This is a genomic window from Halobaculum sp. EA56 (assembly GCF_051195075.1).
Taxonomy (GTDB): domain Archaea; phylum Halobacteriota; class Halobacteria; order Halobacteriales; family Haloferacaceae; genus Halobaculum.
On sequence record NZ_JBNTJX010000004.1, the window covers coordinates 144,997 to 160,008 of the forward strand.

18 protein-coding genes are annotated in these 15,012 nt (G+C 72.5%); 15 read left to right on the forward strand and 3 right to left on the reverse strand.

Annotated features, from left to right (window positions below; translation table 11 throughout):
• Positions 1 to 24: 24 nt before the first annotated feature.
• The 3 genes from ACQUQ1_RS08575 to ACQUQ1_RS08585 form a co-directional block, all read right to left on the reverse strand.
• On the reverse strand, positions 25 to 525 hold the full coding sequence (locus ACQUQ1_RS08575) for a GNAT family N-acetyltransferase (protein WP_435063865.1): 501 nt from the start codon (positions 523 to 525) through the stop codon (positions 25 to 27).
• Between the two features lie 16 nt (positions 526 to 541).
• Complete coding sequence (locus tag ACQUQ1_RS08580) at positions 542 to 799, reverse strand: hypothetical protein (RefSeq protein WP_435063866.1); 258 nt, start codon at positions 797 to 799, stop codon at positions 542 to 544.
• Positions 800 to 941: 142 nt separating this feature from the next.
• Entirely contained in the window at positions 942 to 2,015 is a 1,074-nt protein-coding gene (locus ACQUQ1_RS08585) for an Mrp/NBP35 family ATP-binding protein (protein ID WP_435063867.1), read from the reverse strand.
• Between the two features lie 192 nt (positions 2,016 to 2,207).
• Between ACQUQ1_RS08585 and moaA the strand changes: the two genes are divergently transcribed.
• The 15 genes from moaA to ACQUQ1_RS08660 all read left to right on the forward strand — a co-directional run bounded on the left by moaA (position 2,208) and on the right by ACQUQ1_RS08660 (position 14,958).
• The gene (moaA, locus tag ACQUQ1_RS08590) at positions 2,208 to 3,218 is read left to right on the forward strand and encodes a GTP 3',8-cyclase MoaA (protein WP_435063868.1); all 1,011 of its coding nucleotides are present in this window, start codon (positions 2,208 to 2,210) and stop codon (positions 3,216 to 3,218) included.
• A 47-nt stretch (positions 3,219 to 3,265) separates the two neighbouring features.
• Positions 3,266 to 3,973, forward strand: coding sequence for a high-affinity nickel-transporter protein (locus ACQUQ1_RS08595; RefSeq protein WP_435063869.1), 708 nt, complete (start codon positions 3,266 to 3,268; stop codon positions 3,971 to 3,973).
• Between the two features lie 108 nt (positions 3,974 to 4,081).
• Positions 4,082 to 4,375, forward strand: a complete 294-nt coding sequence (locus ACQUQ1_RS08600) for a 50S ribosomal protein L21e (protein WP_435063870.1) — start codon at positions 4,082 to 4,084, stop codon at positions 4,373 to 4,375.
• Positions 4,376 to 4,379: 4 nt separating this feature from the next.
• Positions 4,380 to 4,736: an RNA polymerase Rpb4 family protein gene (locus ACQUQ1_RS08605; RefSeq protein ID WP_435063871.1), complete on the forward strand. Its 357-nt coding sequence runs from the start codon at positions 4,380 to 4,382 to the stop codon at positions 4,734 to 4,736.
• Between the two features lie 111 nt (positions 4,737 to 4,847).
• Positions 4,848 to 5,534: a DUF655 domain-containing protein gene (locus ACQUQ1_RS08610; protein ID WP_435063872.1), complete on the forward strand. Its 687-nt coding sequence runs from the start codon at positions 4,848 to 4,850 to the stop codon at positions 5,532 to 5,534.
• Between the two features lie 133 nt (positions 5,535 to 5,667).
• Positions 5,668 to 6,528, forward strand: coding sequence for a 16S ribosomal RNA methyltransferase A (locus ACQUQ1_RS08615; protein ID WP_435063873.1), 861 nt, complete (start codon positions 5,668 to 5,670; stop codon positions 6,526 to 6,528).
• Positions 6,525 to 7,829, forward strand: a complete 1,305-nt coding sequence (locus tag ACQUQ1_RS08620) for a mechanosensitive ion channel family protein (protein ID WP_435063874.1) — start codon at positions 6,525 to 6,527, stop codon at positions 7,827 to 7,829. Before ACQUQ1_RS08615 ends, ACQUQ1_RS08620 begins: the two co-directional genes overlap by 4 nt.
• Positions 7,822 to 8,460 carry a HemK2/MTQ2 family protein methyltransferase gene (locus ACQUQ1_RS08625; RefSeq protein WP_435063875.1) on the forward strand — a complete coding sequence of 213 codons (639 nt, stop codon included), beginning with the start codon at positions 7,822 to 7,824 and terminating at the stop codon, positions 8,458 to 8,460. Before ACQUQ1_RS08620 ends, ACQUQ1_RS08625 begins: the two co-directional genes overlap by 8 nt.
• Positions 8,461 to 8,554: 94 nt before the next feature.
• Positions 8,555 to 9,589, forward strand: coding sequence for a 5-methyltetrahydropteroyltriglutamate--homocysteine methyltransferase (locus ACQUQ1_RS08630; RefSeq protein ID WP_435063876.1), 1,035 nt, complete (start codon positions 8,555 to 8,557; stop codon positions 9,587 to 9,589).
• Complete coding sequence (locus ACQUQ1_RS08635) at positions 9,586 to 10,668, forward strand: methionine synthase (protein ID WP_435063877.1); 1,083 nt, start codon at positions 9,586 to 9,588, stop codon at positions 10,666 to 10,668. The genes ACQUQ1_RS08630 and ACQUQ1_RS08635 overlap by 4 nt, the downstream gene beginning before the upstream one ends.
• A gap of 312 nt (positions 10,669 to 10,980) precedes the next feature.
• Positions 10,981 to 11,529 (forward strand): BGTF surface domain-containing protein, encoded by a 549-nt coding sequence (locus ACQUQ1_RS08640; protein WP_435063878.1) that lies wholly within the window; start codon positions 10,981 to 10,983, stop codon positions 11,527 to 11,529.
• A gap of 74 nt (positions 11,530 to 11,603) precedes the next feature.
• Positions 11,604 to 12,041 carry a dCTP deaminase gene (locus ACQUQ1_RS08645; protein ID WP_435063879.1) on the forward strand — a complete coding sequence of 146 codons (438 nt, stop codon included), beginning with the start codon at positions 11,604 to 11,606 and terminating at the stop codon, positions 12,039 to 12,041.
• Positions 12,042 to 12,108: 67 nt separating this feature from the next.
• Complete coding sequence (locus ACQUQ1_RS08650; RefSeq protein ID WP_435063880.1) at positions 12,109 to 12,846, forward strand: enoyl-CoA hydratase/isomerase family protein; 738 nt, start codon at positions 12,109 to 12,111, stop codon at positions 12,844 to 12,846.
• 112 nt (positions 12,847 to 12,958) lie between these two features.
• Positions 12,959 to 13,957: a ribose 1,5-bisphosphate isomerase gene (locus ACQUQ1_RS08655; RefSeq protein ID WP_435063881.1), complete on the forward strand. Its 999-nt coding sequence runs from the start codon at positions 12,959 to 12,961 to the stop codon at positions 13,955 to 13,957.
• Positions 13,954 to 14,958, forward strand: a complete 1,005-nt coding sequence (locus tag ACQUQ1_RS08660; RefSeq protein ID WP_435063882.1) for a carbohydrate kinase family protein — start codon at positions 13,954 to 13,956, stop codon at positions 14,956 to 14,958. The genes ACQUQ1_RS08655 and ACQUQ1_RS08660 overlap by 4 nt, the downstream gene beginning before the upstream one ends.
• The last annotated feature ends 54 nt before the right edge of the window (positions 14,959 to 15,012 follow it).

Sequence of the window (15,012 nt, forward strand, 5' to 3'; positions counted from 1 at the left end):
CGATCTCCGCACCGCTACCGCCACTCAGTCAAGCCGTTTCTCCAGGACTATCTCGTCGTACTCCCTGTACTCCAGCGGGTGCTCCCCGGTCTTCTCGTACCCGCGGTCCCGGTAGAAGTCCGGGAGGAACGGGTGGTCGGGCGGCGTCGTCAACCAGATCGTCCCGTAGCCGCGCTCGCGGGTCCGTTCCTCGGCGCGGTCGACCAGCGTCCCGCCGATCCCCCGGCCCTTCTCGCCGTCGTGGACGGCGAGGCGACTGAGCTTCACGCGGTTCTCCCCGGTCGCTTCGAGCCTGACCCCGGCGACCACACCGTCGCCGTCGCGGGTCCCACACTCGCGCTCGTCCCCGCCGTCGGCGACCAGAACCGTGTGGTCGCGGATCCACTCGCGGACCTCCGCCTCGGTGACGGACTCCGCTTTCATCGGGAACCCGAGTTCGCGGTTCTCCCGGTACGCGCTGTGATACACTCCAACGAGCGCTGCCGCGTCCGCTTCCGTCGCGGATCGCACGGTGAGGTCCTGCACGGTCCCGGTCCGCTGGTTACTCCCGCCTCAGCCCGCCGCGCTCCTTGATCTGCATGATCCGCCTCACGTTCAGGTAGATCTCCTCCGGCGAGGTGTCCTCCTCGGGGTCGTACAGGTCCGAGACGCGGTAGAGGACCGCCGAGAGCTGTTTCGACTCGCTGGAGTCGCCGCGCACGTCCTCCGCGACCTCGCGCAGCAGCGCCCGCCGCTCGGGGTCCGGCGGGAACTCCTCGTCGGAGTCGGGCGACAGCTGCCAGTCCGGGTCGTCGCTCATACCCGGCGTTCGACGCGCCGGCGGCTAAGCCCTTTCCGACTCCGAGCGGGATCCGTGAAAACCGGTGTGTCGCCCGGGTCGCGGGATCGACGCGTCGGTCGACGCGACGGCCGGAGACTGCGGCCGTCGCGCTCCCCGGGCGCTACTGCGTCGGCGTGTCGCGTCCAGCCCGGCGGCTCACCGTCCGCCGGCGGACGACCCCGACGTTGTTGGCGACGTTCTCGGTGACGAGCTTGAACGCGTCGCCGACCTCGCTCGACTCGTCGTCGAGGACGACCGGCTCGCCGCCGTCGCCGCCGGCGCGCACCGAGGGGTCCAGCGGGATGCCGCCGAGGAACGGGAGGTCGTTGTCGGCGGCGAACCGCTTGCCGCCGCCCTTGCCGAATATCTCGTGTTCGTTGCCGCAGTCCGGGCAGACGAACCCGGACATGTTCTCGACGATGCCGAGGACGTTCGTGTCGTGCTTGCCGAACATCCGCAGGCCCTTGTTGGCGTCGTCGAGCGCCACCTCCTCGGGGGTGGTGACGATGACCGCGCCCGTGAGCGGGAGCGTCTGGAGGATGGTGAGCTGGGTGTCGCCGGTGCCCGGCGGGAGGTCGAGCACGAGGTAGTCCAGCTCGCCCCAGTCCACGTCCTCGACGAGCTGGGTGAGCAGCTTGTGGACCATCGGGCCGCGCCAGATGACGGGGTCGTCCTCGCCGACGAGGAACGCCATGCTCATCAGCCGCATCCCGTACTTCTGGGGCGGGATGATCGTCTCGTCCTCGGTCGCGTGGGGCGCCTCGTCGGCGTCGACCATCCGGGGCACGTTCGGCCCGTAGATGTCCGCGTCGAACAGGCCGACGCGCGCGCCGAGCTGCGAGAGGCCCGCCGCGAGGTTCACGGCGACCGTCGACTTCCCGACGCCGCCCTTCCCGGAGGCGACGGCGATGACGTTCTTCACGTCCGGCAGGACCTCCTCGGACGACGAGAGGTCGGAATCGACGTTCGCGGAGATGTCGAGCGCGTAGTCGGCGTCCGCGAGCGCGTCGCGGACGGCCTCGGCGATGGCCGTCTCGTTCGGGGCGTACGGCGCGCCGAGCGCCAGCGACACCCGGATGACGCCCTCCTCGTCGTCGACCTGTACCGCGTTCACCAGGCCGAGCGAGACGATGTCGTCGCCGAGGTCCGGGTCCTCGACGCCTCCGAGTCGCTCGCGTACGGCGGCTTCGTCCATGCCCGCCCGTCGGCGAGCGCCCCGAATAAGGGTTTCCCACGGGGAACTCGGACCCCGCCGCCGCCGGCGCCCCGCACGGACGCCGGCGACGGACCGTGTCGTCCGCACGCGACAGAACGTAATCGCTAACGATTACGTTATTGCCTCCGCGTCCCATAGAATCAAGTACGCACGAACGTATCCGTCTACACGATGCCCACACCGCTGGTCGACGACTTCGGGCGGGAGGTGACGGGGGTGCGCGTCTCGCTCACCGACCGGTGTAACTTCGACTGCGTCTACTGCCACAACGAGGGCCTCGGCGACACGCGGGGCCCGATGGACCCGCAGGACGACGAGATGTCCGCCGACGACGTCGTCCGCTTTCTGGAGGTCGCCGCCGAGTTCGGCGTCGACTCAGTGAAGTTCACCGGCGGGGAGCCGATGCTCCGGGACGACCTCGAGGAGATCGTCCGACGCACCCCCGACTCGATGGAGACCTCGATGACGACGAACGGCACCTTCCTCCCGGGCCGCGCCGAGGGCCTCGTCGACGCCGGTCTCGACCGGGTGAACGTCTCCCAGGACGCGCTCGACCCGGACGCGTTCGCGGAGATCACCAAGTCCGGCGCCTACGAGCAGGTGCTGGAGGGGGTCCGCTGCGCCGTCGACGCCGGCCTCGACCCGGTGAAGCTCAACATGGTCGTGTTCGAGCACACCGCCGGCTACGTCGAGGGGATGGTCGAGCACGTCGCCGAGAACGACGGGCTCCAGCTCCAGCTCATCGAGTACATGCCGGAGCTGACGGGCCGTCCGGAGTGGAACATCGACATCCAGCGCGTGCACGACTGGCTGTCGGACATCGCGGTCCGCGTGGAACACCGCGAGATGCACGACCGCAAGCGCTACTACGTCGGCGACGCGGACGCCGCGTCGGCCGACGAGCCGGACGCGGCCGGGCTCGGCATGGTCGAGATCGTCGACCCCGTCGAGAACGACGACTTCTGCGCCAACTGCGGGCGCGTCCGCGTCACCCACGAGGGCTACCTGAAGGGCTGTCTCAACCGCAACGACGACCTCAGGTCGATGGGCGAGATGACGAAGCCCGAGATTCGCGAGGCGTTCCGCGAGGTCGTCGACAACCGGGTCCCCTACTACGGCGAGTACCTCGTCGAGAACGACCGGGGCGAGTGGGAGATCAACGAGGAGTACATCGGCGCCTAGTCGCGGGATCCGTCACCGCTTTTTCTCCCCCCGCCGTCGATCGGTTCGTGCTTTCCACCGCGTTGCTCGTCGGCGGCGCCTTCGGCGTCCGCCACGCCTTCGAGGCCGACCACGTCGCCGCCGTCGCCGCGCTCGTCGGCGAGACCGACCGCCCGGGCTCCACCGGGGTCGCCTGGGGCGTCGGGCACGCGGCCCCGATCGTCGCGCTCGGCGGGGCGTTCCTGGCGCTCGGGGTCGGCGTCCCCGACCGGGTCGCCGCCGGCTTCGAGGGGCTGGTCGCGCTGGTCCTGATCCTCCTCGGCGTCCGTGCCGTCGTCGGCGCGCCGTCGCTCGGTCGCGTCGTGGTCCGACACGTCCACGGCGGACGCGAGCGCGACCCCGACGGTCCGGACGATGGTGACGCCCCGGGCGACGACTCCGAGGGGCACCCGCACGTCCGCGTCCTCCGGCGGGAGGTCGGGCTGACGCACTCCCACGTCGACCGCGAGTCCTTCGGCGTGGGCGTCGTCCACGGCCTCGCCGGCAGCGGGGGCGTCGTCGTCGCGCTGGCGGCGACCGCCGGGAGCCCGGTCGACGGCGCGGCGTTCCTCGCCGGGTTCGCCGCCGCGACGGTCGCGGCGATGGGCGCCGCCTCCTGGGGGCTCGACCGGGCCGCCGGCCGCGCGGGCGCCGTGCGCGCCCTCGGGGGCGTCGCGAGCGTGCTCGTCGGCCTGCTGCTGCTCGCGGAGGTGCTCGGGGTCGGCGTCCCCGCGTGACCGGATCGATCGGGCGCCGAGCGGGACCGCGCACCCTGTGACGCCGCCCCATCCGACGCGCGGAACGCACCATTTATACGCGCGACAGGAGAAGGGGCGCGCACGACTATGCCGAGTTCGAACGGACCCCTTCACGGTACCCGAGGAAAGCTCTCGAACGACCCCCGCGACCGCGGCACCTCGCCGCCCCAGCGCTCGATCGCCGAGTTCGACGAGGGCCAGAAGGTCCACCTGAACCTGGACCCGTCGGTCCCCGACGGCCGGTTCCACCCCCGGTTCAACGGGCACACCGGCACCGTGCAGGGCAAGCAGGGCGCCGCGTTCAAGGTCGAGATCGTCGACGGCGGCAAGCCGAAGACGATCATCGCCAAGCCCGCGCACCTGACGGCCCAGACCGAGTGACGCGATGACGATCTTCAAGGAGAAGCTCGACGAGGAGTACCTCACCGTCTCGCAGGCGAAGGAGCTGCTCGGGGCCGTCGAGGCCGAGCGGGCGACCGACGAGGACCGCGAGATGCGCTACGAGCTGGCGCGCGCGGTCGACCACGTCAACCGCTTCGCGTTCCTCGAGGCCGACGAGTCGCTGGAACTCGTCGAGGAGCTGCTGGAGCTGGAGAAGGTGGAGGAGCCCCAGGCGTACAAGCTCGCCGACCTCCTCCCCCGCGACCGCACCGAGGTCCGTTCGGTGTACGCCCAGGAGCGGTACGCCCTCGACGGCGACGAGCTCGACGAGATCCTCGACGTCGTCGCCAAGTACGCCTGACCCCGTCCCGGCGGGCGACGCTCCCTCGGCTCGGCCCCCCGTCGTCGCGGGATCGCCGGACCGCGGCGACGGCGACGACCTTTTATCACTACCGACGACCTATCGACGGGCATGAACGACGAACACGACCCCGACGCGGCACACGACCCGCCCGACGCCCCGTCGACCGACGGGGGTGGGGAGGCGGAGGACGCGGCGACCGACGCGAACGCGGACGACGCCGGCGACGAGGACGCCGTCCACGCGTACATCCTCGAGTACCTGCCGCACGGCCGCGCGGACGACGACCGCCCGCAGCACCGGCGGACGCCGGTCGCGTACGCCCTCGGCGAGCGGGACTTCCGCCTGTTCGAGTTCGAGCTGACCGACGACGCCGAGTTCGGCATCGACGACCGCGTGCAGATCGAGCCGGAGACGGCCCCGGGGATCGAACGCGCGCGCAGGGTCGACTACGACGACCTGAACCGCGGCGCCCGCCAGGAACTGGAGTACGTCGTCGAGGACATCGTCGAGGCGAACGAGCGGCGGTTCGTCGACTTCTACAACGACGCCGAGCCGATCACCCTCCGGCTCCACCAGCTGAACCTCCTCCCGGGGATCGGCAAGAAGCTCCGCAACAACGTCCTCGACGAGCGCAAGCGCGGCCCGTTCGAGTCGTTCGAGGAGCTGACCGAGCGCGTCTCGGGGCTCCACGACCCGAAGGGAACGCTCGTCGAGCGCATCATGGAGGAGCTACGCGACGACGACCTGAAGTACCGGATCTTCGTGGGCGTCGACGCGCCGACCGCGAACAAGTAGCGACCGGTCCAGGACGCCCGCGAGGGGCGGACGCGGCAGGGACGCCGCGTCCGGCCGTTCCGCGTGCCCGGCGCTCGCCGCCCGGCCGTCCCGCATGGACGCATTTACGGCCGCCGGCCGTCAACGGCGGGTAATGACCGACGCTGCCCCCGACTTCCGCGATCCGGACGACCTGCGGCGTCGTGCGGGCGTCCGCGGCGACCCCGACCGCGACCAACACTTCCTCGTCGACGACCGCGTCCTCGACAGGCTCACGGGCTACCTCCCCGAGGACGCCGACCGCTCGCACCTCCTGGAGATCGGCGGCGGGACGGGCGCCCTCACAGATCGACTGCTGGCCGCGGGCGACCGGGTGACCGTCGTCGAACGCGACCGCGACCTCGCGTCGTTCCTCCGCGGGGAGTTCGCCGACGAGGTGGCGTCCGGCCGCCTCGACGTGATCGAGGGCGACGCCCTCGCGGTCGACCTCCCCGAGTTCACCGCCTCGGTGTCGAACCTCCCGTACGGCGTCTCCTCGGAGGTCGCGTTCCGGCTGCTTCCGCTCGGGCGACCGCTGGTGTTGATGTTCCAGTCCGAGTTCGCCGACCGCATGGTCGCCGAACCGGGGACCTCCGAGTACGGCCGCCTGTCGGTGTCCGCCCAGCACTACGCCGACGTGGAGGTCGTCGAACGGGTCCCGGCGGAGGCGTTCGACCCGCAACCCCGCGTCGACAGCGCCGTCGTCCGGTGTCGCCCCCGCGACCCGGAGTACGAGGTCGACGACGAGGCGTTCTTCCTGCGGTTCGTGAAGGCGCTGTTCACGCAGCGGCGCAAGACCGTCCGCAACGCGATCCGCAACACGGCCCACATCTCGGGGCTGGCGGACGCCGACGCGGTCGTGGCGGCGACCGACGAGGACGTGCTCTCGCGGCGGCCGGGAGAGCTCTCCCCGGCGTCGTTCGCGGCGCTGGCGCGTGTCGCCCGGGGCGCGAGCGAGATCGGCCCGGGACAGTGACGCGGGCCGGGACCACCCCCGCGGCGGGCACGGCGACGCCCGGGATCCCGGGCGGCGACGCCGTCGCGACGACGACCGCCGACGCCGTCTCGTGGATCCAGTCGTTGTTCCCGACGGCCGGCGCGAAACTGGCGGCCTCGGTTCTCGCGACGGCCGCGGTCGTCGCGCTCCTCGTCGGGATCCGACGGGCCGGTCCGCTGCTCAAGGACCGGTTCGAGGGTCGGGACCTCGCGATCGAGTCCCTCCAGGCGACCGCGGCCGCCGCGACGGTCGTCGCGTCCGGGCTGTTCGTCGTGGTGGTCTGGGAGGGCGTGTCGCTGCTCGACACCGCCGTCCCCTCCGAGGTGTTCTCGGGACGCAACGTCGCCCGGACGGTCCTGACGGTCGGCATCCTGGGCGGCGCGACCCTCCTGACCCGCCTCACCAAGCGGACGATCCGCAAGATCGGACAGGACCGGACCGCCCTGTCGGACCACCAGAGCGAGATCGCCCACCACGTCGTCCAGGTCGCGGTGTACGCGGTCTCGCTGATCGTCGTGTTCGCCGTCTGGGGCGTCAACCCGGGGAGCCTCCTCGTCGGCGCCGGCTTCGCCGGCATCGTCCTCGGCCTCGCCGCCCGGCAGACGCTCGGCGCGGTGCTGGCGGGGTTCGTCGTCCTGTTCTCGCGGCCGTTCGAGCTGGGCGACTGGGTCGTGATCGACGACCAGGAGGGCGTCGTCACCGACATCACGATCGTCAACACCCAGATCCGGACGTTCGACGACGAGTACGTGATGATCCCGAACGACCACGTCACGGACACGGACGTGGTCAACCGCTCGCGGAAGGGGCGCCTCCGGCTCAACCTCGACGTGGGCGTCGACTACGGGACGGACGTCGACGAGGCGATCGAGGTCGCCGAGGAGGCGATGCGCGACCACGACCTCGTGTTGTCGGTGCCGGAGCCCCACGTCGTGCTCACCGGCTTCGGCGACTCCTCGGTCGGGCTCCGCCTGCGCTTCTACATCGACAACCCCAGCGCCCGGAAGATGTGGAAGGCCCGGACGCGCGTCACGCTCGCGGTCAAGCGCGCGTTCGAGGAGGCCGGGATCAAGATCCCGTTCCCGCAGCGGGAGCTCACCGGCCGCGCCGAGACGGGCGGCTTCCGCGTCGCCGACGGCGAGGCGGTCGAGGGGTCGGGGCGCGACCGGGCGGTCGACGCCGAGGCGAACGGCGGCAGGGCCGACGGCGGTCCGAGCGGCGACGGCGGAGGCGGCGACGGAAGCCCCGCCGCGGACGACGCCGGGGGAGACGATGCCTGAGGGGCCCGACCCGGACGCGCCGGATCGAACGGGGAGGACGGCCGCCGACACGCGCGACGCGCTCGCGGAGCGCCGCGGCCTCGACGCGCCCGTGTACGAACCCGCCGAGGACTCGGGGCTGCTCGCGGACGCGGCGGTCGAACACGCCCGCGGCGTGACCCTGGAGGTCGGCACCGGGTCCGGGTGGGTCGCGGGGCGGGTGGCCGAGGGGGGCGACGCGACGCGGGTCCTCGGCAGCGACGTGAACCCCCACGCGGTCGAGCGCGCCCGCGAGCGCGGCGTCGAGGCGGTCCGCGCGGACCTGCTCGGGCCGTTCCGCGCGGGCGCGCTCGACACGGTGCTGTTCAACCCCCCGTACCTCCCGACGGACCCCGACAACGAGTGGGACGACTGGCAGGAGGTGGCGCTCTCGGGCGGCGAGACGGGCCGGGAGCTGATCGAGCCGTTCCTCGACGACCTGCCCCGGGTGCTCGCGCCCGACGGGGTCGCGCTGCTGCTCGTCTCCTCGCTGACGGGCTTCGCCGACGTGGTCGAGTACGCCGTCGCCCGCGGCCTCGACGCCGAGACCGTGCGCGAGGAGTCGTACCCGTTCGAGACGCTGTCGGTCCTCGCGCTTCGCCCCCGGGAGTGACGCCGACCGGCGGGCCCCTCCCGCCCGGTGGATTACTGATAGACATTAGCACGAACGACAAGTATTATGCGTCGGCATTTCGTACCGACTGTCGATGACCGACGTAGTCGCCACCACACCGGGGCTGTACCCGCTCCCGGACTGGGCGAAGGACGACCTCTCCGACCTGAAGGGCCACCAGAAGCACGACCTCATCGACGGCGACGAGGGCGACGCGATCGCCGGGGCGTACGACGACGTGCGCGCCGAGTTCGTCGCCGATCAGCGCGACGCCGGCCTCGATCGTATCGTCGAGGGGCAGGCCCGCTGGGACGACATGCTCGCGCACCCACTGACCGTCCACGAGGGCGTGGAGACGGGCGGCATCGTGCGCTACTACGACAACAACAACTTCTACCGCGACCCGCGCGTCGTCGGCGAGCTGACCGCCTCCGGCGACGTGGCCGAGGAACTGTCTGCGGCCGCCGACCTCCTGGGCGAGGACGACGCCCTCCAGGCCGTCCTGCCGGGCCCGTACACCCTCGCGGACCTCGCGAGCGACGAGCACTACGGCGACGAGGCGGCGTTCCTCGACGCCGTCGGCGACTTCCTCGCCGGCGAGGTGGAGGCGTTCCCGGCCCACGAGACGCTGTTCCTCCTGGAGCCGTCCTACGTGACGAACGCCCCGGGCGACGACCTGAACGAGCTGGCAAGCGAGACCGTCGACCGCGTCGCCGCCGCCACCGACGCCGACGTGGTCGTCCAGACGTACTGGGAGGCGTTCGAGGAGACGGCGTACGCCCACCTCATGGACGCGGACGTGGACGCGATCGGCTTCGACTTCGTCGCCGCCGACCGCGACGCGAACCTGGAGTGGATCAACGAACTCGGGACGAAGGGCGACATCGCCCTCGGCCTCGTCGACGGGCAGAACACCCTCGTCGAGGACGCCGGGACGGTCGCCGAGCGCGTCGACTGGGTCCACGACCAGATCCCCGCACAGGAGTTCGACACGACGTACGTGACGCCGAACACCGAGACGTTCTACCTGCCGGTGAACAAGCATCGGGCGAAGCTCTCCGTCCTCGCCGAGGCGGCCGAGATCGCCGCCGGTGACGCCGACGCCGCCGAGGCGGAGGTGGAAGCATGAGTCGCAACCCCGGGAACCGCGAGCAGTTCCGACCGGACGACCACGAGCACGACCACTTCCTGCTGACGACCGTGGTCGGCTCCTACCCGAAGCCCAAGTGGCTCAATCGCGCGCGCGACCACTTCGAGGACGACGAGCACTCCTTCGGCGAGGACGAGTGGGCGGAGGCGACCGACGACGCCTGCCGCGTCATCACCCACGAGCACGAGCGCGCCGGCCTCGACACGGTCGTCGACGGGGAGATGCGCCGCGAGGAGATGGTCGAGTTCTTCGCCGAGCGGATCGATGGCTACGAGTTCAACGGCCCGGTGAAGGTGTGGGGCCACAACTACTTCGACAAGCCGTCGGTCGTCGAGGGGGTCGAGTACGACGAGCCGTGGCTGGTCGACGAGTTCGAGTTCGTCGACGACGTCGCCGAGCGACCCGTGAAGGTGCCGATCACGGGCCCGTACACGCTCGCGAACTGGGCGTTCAACGAGGCGTACGACGACGACGAGGCGCTGGCGTACGACCTCGCGGACCTCGTGAACGAGGAGATCGAGAAGCTGGTCGAGGCGGGCGCCCGCTACATCCAGATCGACGAGCCCGCCCTGGCGACGACGCCGGACGACCACGCCATCGTCGGCGAGTGCCTGGAGCGCATCGTCAGCGACATCGACGAGGAGATCCGCGTCGGTCTCCACGTCTGCTACGGCGACTACTCGCGCGTCTACCCCGAGATCAACGACTACCCGATCGACGAGTTCGACGTGGAGTTGTGCAATGACGACTACGAGCAGATCGACACGTTCGCCGACGGGAACTTCGCGCCGGACCTCGCGCTCGGGGTCGTCGACGCCCACGTCGCCGAGGTGGAGCCCGTCGCGGAGATCAAGGAGAACATTTTGCAGGGGCTGAAGGTGGTCCCGCCGGAGAAGCTCACGATCAGCCCCGACTGCGGGCTGAAGCTCCTGCCCCGCGAGGCCGCTTACGCGAAGATGGAGAACATGGTGCAGGCCGCCCGGGAAGTCGAAGCGGAACTCGACGCCGGCGAGATCGACGTGCCCGCGATCGAGGACGCCGCGCCCGCCGACGACTGAAGCGAGGCCGACCGCAGGGAGGCCTCGGTAGGACGGCGGCGAGGTCATCGGGCCGAGCCGCCCACGAACGAGGTGGGGCTGACCGCAGGGAGGCCTCGGAAGGCCGCCGGCGAGGTCACCGGGCCGAGCCGGCCACCAAAGGAGCGGAGGCCTCCCTTCGGTCGGCCCCGGTAGGACGGCGGCACGCGTGGACGCGCCGCCCACGGACGACGCGACCCGCACCGTCCCGCCGCCGTGCGACGTGATAACAAAAACGACCGTCTTCGTTTCCGATAGGTTTAGCGCGTCCCCGTCCCCGGATACGAACGCACCATGAGGCCCTCCACTCGCAGACGAGTCGTGGTCGCGGGCGCGGTGTTGCTCGCGCTCGCGGGCGTCGCCGGCGTCGCGGCCGGCGCGTCCGAGGCGTCGCTGTCGACGGTGAACGGGACTGTCCGCGTCCACGCGGTCGAGGACGCGACGGTCCGCGGGACGACCGACCTCGACCCCGGCGCGAACGTCTCGGTCCGGGTACAGTCGAGCGGAGACACGGAACCGGCGTTCATCAGGAGCGAGACGGTGCGCGTCGGCGAGGACGGGAGCTTCGCCGCGGCGTTCGACTTCTCGGAGTACGACCCCGGCGACACGTTCACGGTGACCGTCAGGCACGACGACGCGACCATCGCGGAGGCCGAGGGGCGGATCGTTGCCGACGGCGTCCCCGTGACCCGAACCGGGACCGATGCGACGGGGTCGAGCGCCGCGACGACGTCGACCGGCGGGAGCACCGAGACGACCGGCCCCGGCTTCGGGGTCGCGGCCGCCGCCGCGGCGCTGTGCGTCGCGGCGGGGGCGGCGGCACGTCGGCGTCGCCGTCGCTGACCGTCACCAACCACGGCGGCCGGGGCGGCATCCCCGCCGCCGCGCTCTTTCCCCTGGCGGCGCAACCGACGCGCATGACGCTCGCCGACAGGCTCGACGGGATCGTCCACGGGGAGACGCAGGTCCGCGGCGACGGGGACCGGGTCGACCTGACGCTCGCCGGCGTCCACGCGGTCGACGACCCCGGCGCCGTCGACTTCGGCGGGGGCGAACTCGCCGACGGCTCGCTCGCACCGATCGACCCGGAGCGACGCGACCCGGACGACGAGTACGGCTGGTGGGACCTCGCGGCCGGCACGTACGTGATCACGCTGAACGAGTCGCTGGCGGGGGATGACCCGGTCACGCTCCGGCCGAGAACCGAACTCGTCGCGCGCGGCGCCGGCCATCCGACCCTCCGGACGGCGTCGCTCCCGGCGCTCCCCCTCACGGTGAGCCGAACCGTCGACGGCGACGGCGTCGGGATCCGGCTCAAGGAGAACGCGCGCGTCTCGACGGTCCGGACGGAGTAGTCGCGGCGCCCGCTCGGGACCCCGTTCGGCCCACCCGCTTATCGTGTCCCCGGCGGAAGGCGACGGCGTGATCCGCTACGACCTGGCGGGCGAGGTGGCGACGGTGACGTTCGACCGTCCGGAGAAACGGAACGCGCTGACGCTGGAGGGCCTCGCCGAGTTCCGCGACGCGCTCGACCGCGGCGCCGAGGAGGCGCGCGCCGTCGTGCTCCGCGGGGCCGGCGACGCCTTCTGCGCGGGCGACGACATCGCCTCGGTCGCGGGGCTCGGCGACGAGGTGGCGCCGGCGACGCTGGCGACCCGGCTGTACGACGCGCTGTTCGGCCCCGAGCGGGTCGAGGTCCCCGTGATCGCGGCCGTGGACGGCCCGGCGTACGGCGGCGGGTTCGAGGTCGTCGCCGCCGCCGACCTCGCGGTCGCGACTGCGGACGCGACGTTCGCGCTCCCGGAGGCGACGATCGGCGCCTACCCGCCGTACGCCGTCGCGCGCGTCGGCGAGGCGTGCGGCCGCAAGCGGCTGCTCGAACTCGCGCTCACCGGCGACCCGGTCGACGCCGGGACCGCCGAGGAGTGGGGCCTGTTGAACCGGGTCGTCGCCGGGGGGGACCTCGACGACGCCGTCTCGGACCTGACGGAGGCGGCGTGTGCGGCGCCCGCGCCGGCGGTCGCGCTGGTGAAGCGCTACGTCCGCGCCGCCTCCGCCGACCCCGACGAGCGCGCGCGGCTGGTCGAGGGGTTCTCCGCGGTCGCCGACGAGCCCGAGTGCCTCGCGGCCGCCGAGCGCTTCCTCTCGGAGTCGACCTGAGCGGACCGGCGGCACGACGACCGACGCACCGCCGCTCCCGGGGCCGTGGGTGTCACGAATGTCGCGTGCCGACCCCGACAACTGATAACCCGCCGTCCCGAACGGGGCGGTCATGACCGACGACCCCCCGCTGGCGGACGCGGTCGACGACACCGCCGCCGACATCGCGACGATGGAGATCCGCGGCGCCGCCACCATCGCGGCCGCGGCCGCGGACGCGCTCGCCGCGCAGGCCCGCGAGACCGAGGCCGAGGGGCCCGCCGCGTTCCGGCGCGCGATGCGCCACGCGGGCCGTCGGCTGTACGACACCCGCCCGACGGCCGTGTCGCTCCCGAACGCCCTCCGCTACACCCTCGGGCGGATGGAGGGCGACGACGTGGAGGCGCTCCGCGAGTCGGTGCTGGCGGCGACGACCGCGTTCACGGACCGCCTCGGCCGCGCCCAGCGCGACCTCGGGCGGGTGGGGGCGAACCGCCTCCGCGACGGCGACACGGTGATGACCCACTGCCACTCGACGGACGCGCTCTCGTGCGTCGAACACGCCGTCGAGCAGGGGAAGGAAGTCTCGGCCATCGTCAAGGAGACGCGCCCGCGCAACCAGGGCCACATCACCGCGAGCGAACTACGCGACCTGGGCGTCGACGTGACGCTGATCGTCGACTCGGCCGCGCGGCGCTACCTCGACGAGGCCGACCACGTGCTCGTGGGGGCCGACTCCATCGCCGCCGACGGGGGCGTCGTCAACAAGATCGGCACCTCCGGGCTCGCCGTCAACGCCCGCGAGCGGGGCGTCCCGATCATGGTCGCGGCCCAGACGATCAAGCTCCACCCCGACACGCTCACCGGCCACACCGTCGAGATCGAGATGCGCGACGAGACGGAGGTGATCGACACGGAGACGCGCGAGGGGATCGGCGAGGTCGAGGTTCACAACCCGGCCTTCGACGTGACGCCGCCGCGGTACGTCGACGCCATCGTCACCGAGTCCGGGCAGTTCCCGCCCGAGAGCATCGTGACGCTGATGCGGGAGCTGTTCGGCGAGAGCGCCGACCGACCGTGGGAGGAGCCGGAGCGGGAGTCGGCGGACGCGGCGGGGGCCCCCGCCGAATGAGCAGCGGGAGCGACCCGGACCGGGGCGCCGGGAGCGACGGCGCCGACCCCGGCGCCCCCGTCGCCGGGCGCGCCGACGGCGCCGGGGGCGGTCCCCGCGTCCTCTGCGCCGGCCACGTCAACTGGGACGTGACGCTGATCGTCGACCGCCTGCCGGAACCGGACGGCGAGGTCGCGATCGAGCGCCGCCACCAGGCGGGCGGCGGGAGCGCGGCGAACGTCGCGGCGGTGCTGGCGGGGCTCGACGCGGACGCCGCGCTGTTCGGATCCGTCGGCGACGACGCCGAGGGCGAGCACGCGGGCCGGGAACTGTCGCGGGCGGGGGTCCGGACCCACCTCGTCCGGGCCGACGGCGACACCGCCGTGAAGTACCTCGTCGTCGACGCCGACGGCGAGGTGATGGTGTTCTCCGACGAGGGCGCCAACGAGGCGTTCGCGGCCGGCGACCTCCCGCCGGGCGCGCTCGCCGAGGGGACGGACCTGCTCCACCTCACGAACCAGCCGCCGGCGGTGGCGGCGGCGCTCGCCGAGCGCGCCCGCGAGGTCGGCGCCGCGGTGAGCTTCGCGCCGGGGCGGCGCTTCGCCGACCGCGACTTCTCGGGGACGCTCGCGCTCGCGGACCTGGTCTTCTGCAACCGTCGCGAGGCGGCGGCGCTGCTGGAGGAGGACGAGGACGGGGCGACCCGCTACGGCGCCCTCCGGGAGGACGCGACCCTGGTGGTCACCCACGGCGCCGCCGGCTCGGAGGTGCACGCCCGGGCGGAGGGCCGCACCTACACGCACGACGGCTTCGACGCCGACGCCGTCGACACGACGGGCGCGGGCGACGCGTTCGCCGCCGGGTTCCTCGCCGCCCGCCTCGACGGCGGCGGCTACGAGCGCGCGCTCGCGGTCGCGAACGCGTGCGGCGCGCTCGCCGCCGCCGAGGTCGGCGCCCGCGTCGAGTTGACGTGGGAGCGCGTCCGGTCGGTGATCGCGGGCGACGGGGCCGCGCAGTCGTAGCCCGTTACGGAACCCCTAAGGGGCGCCTCGCCGCACCGTCCACCCAACGAATGT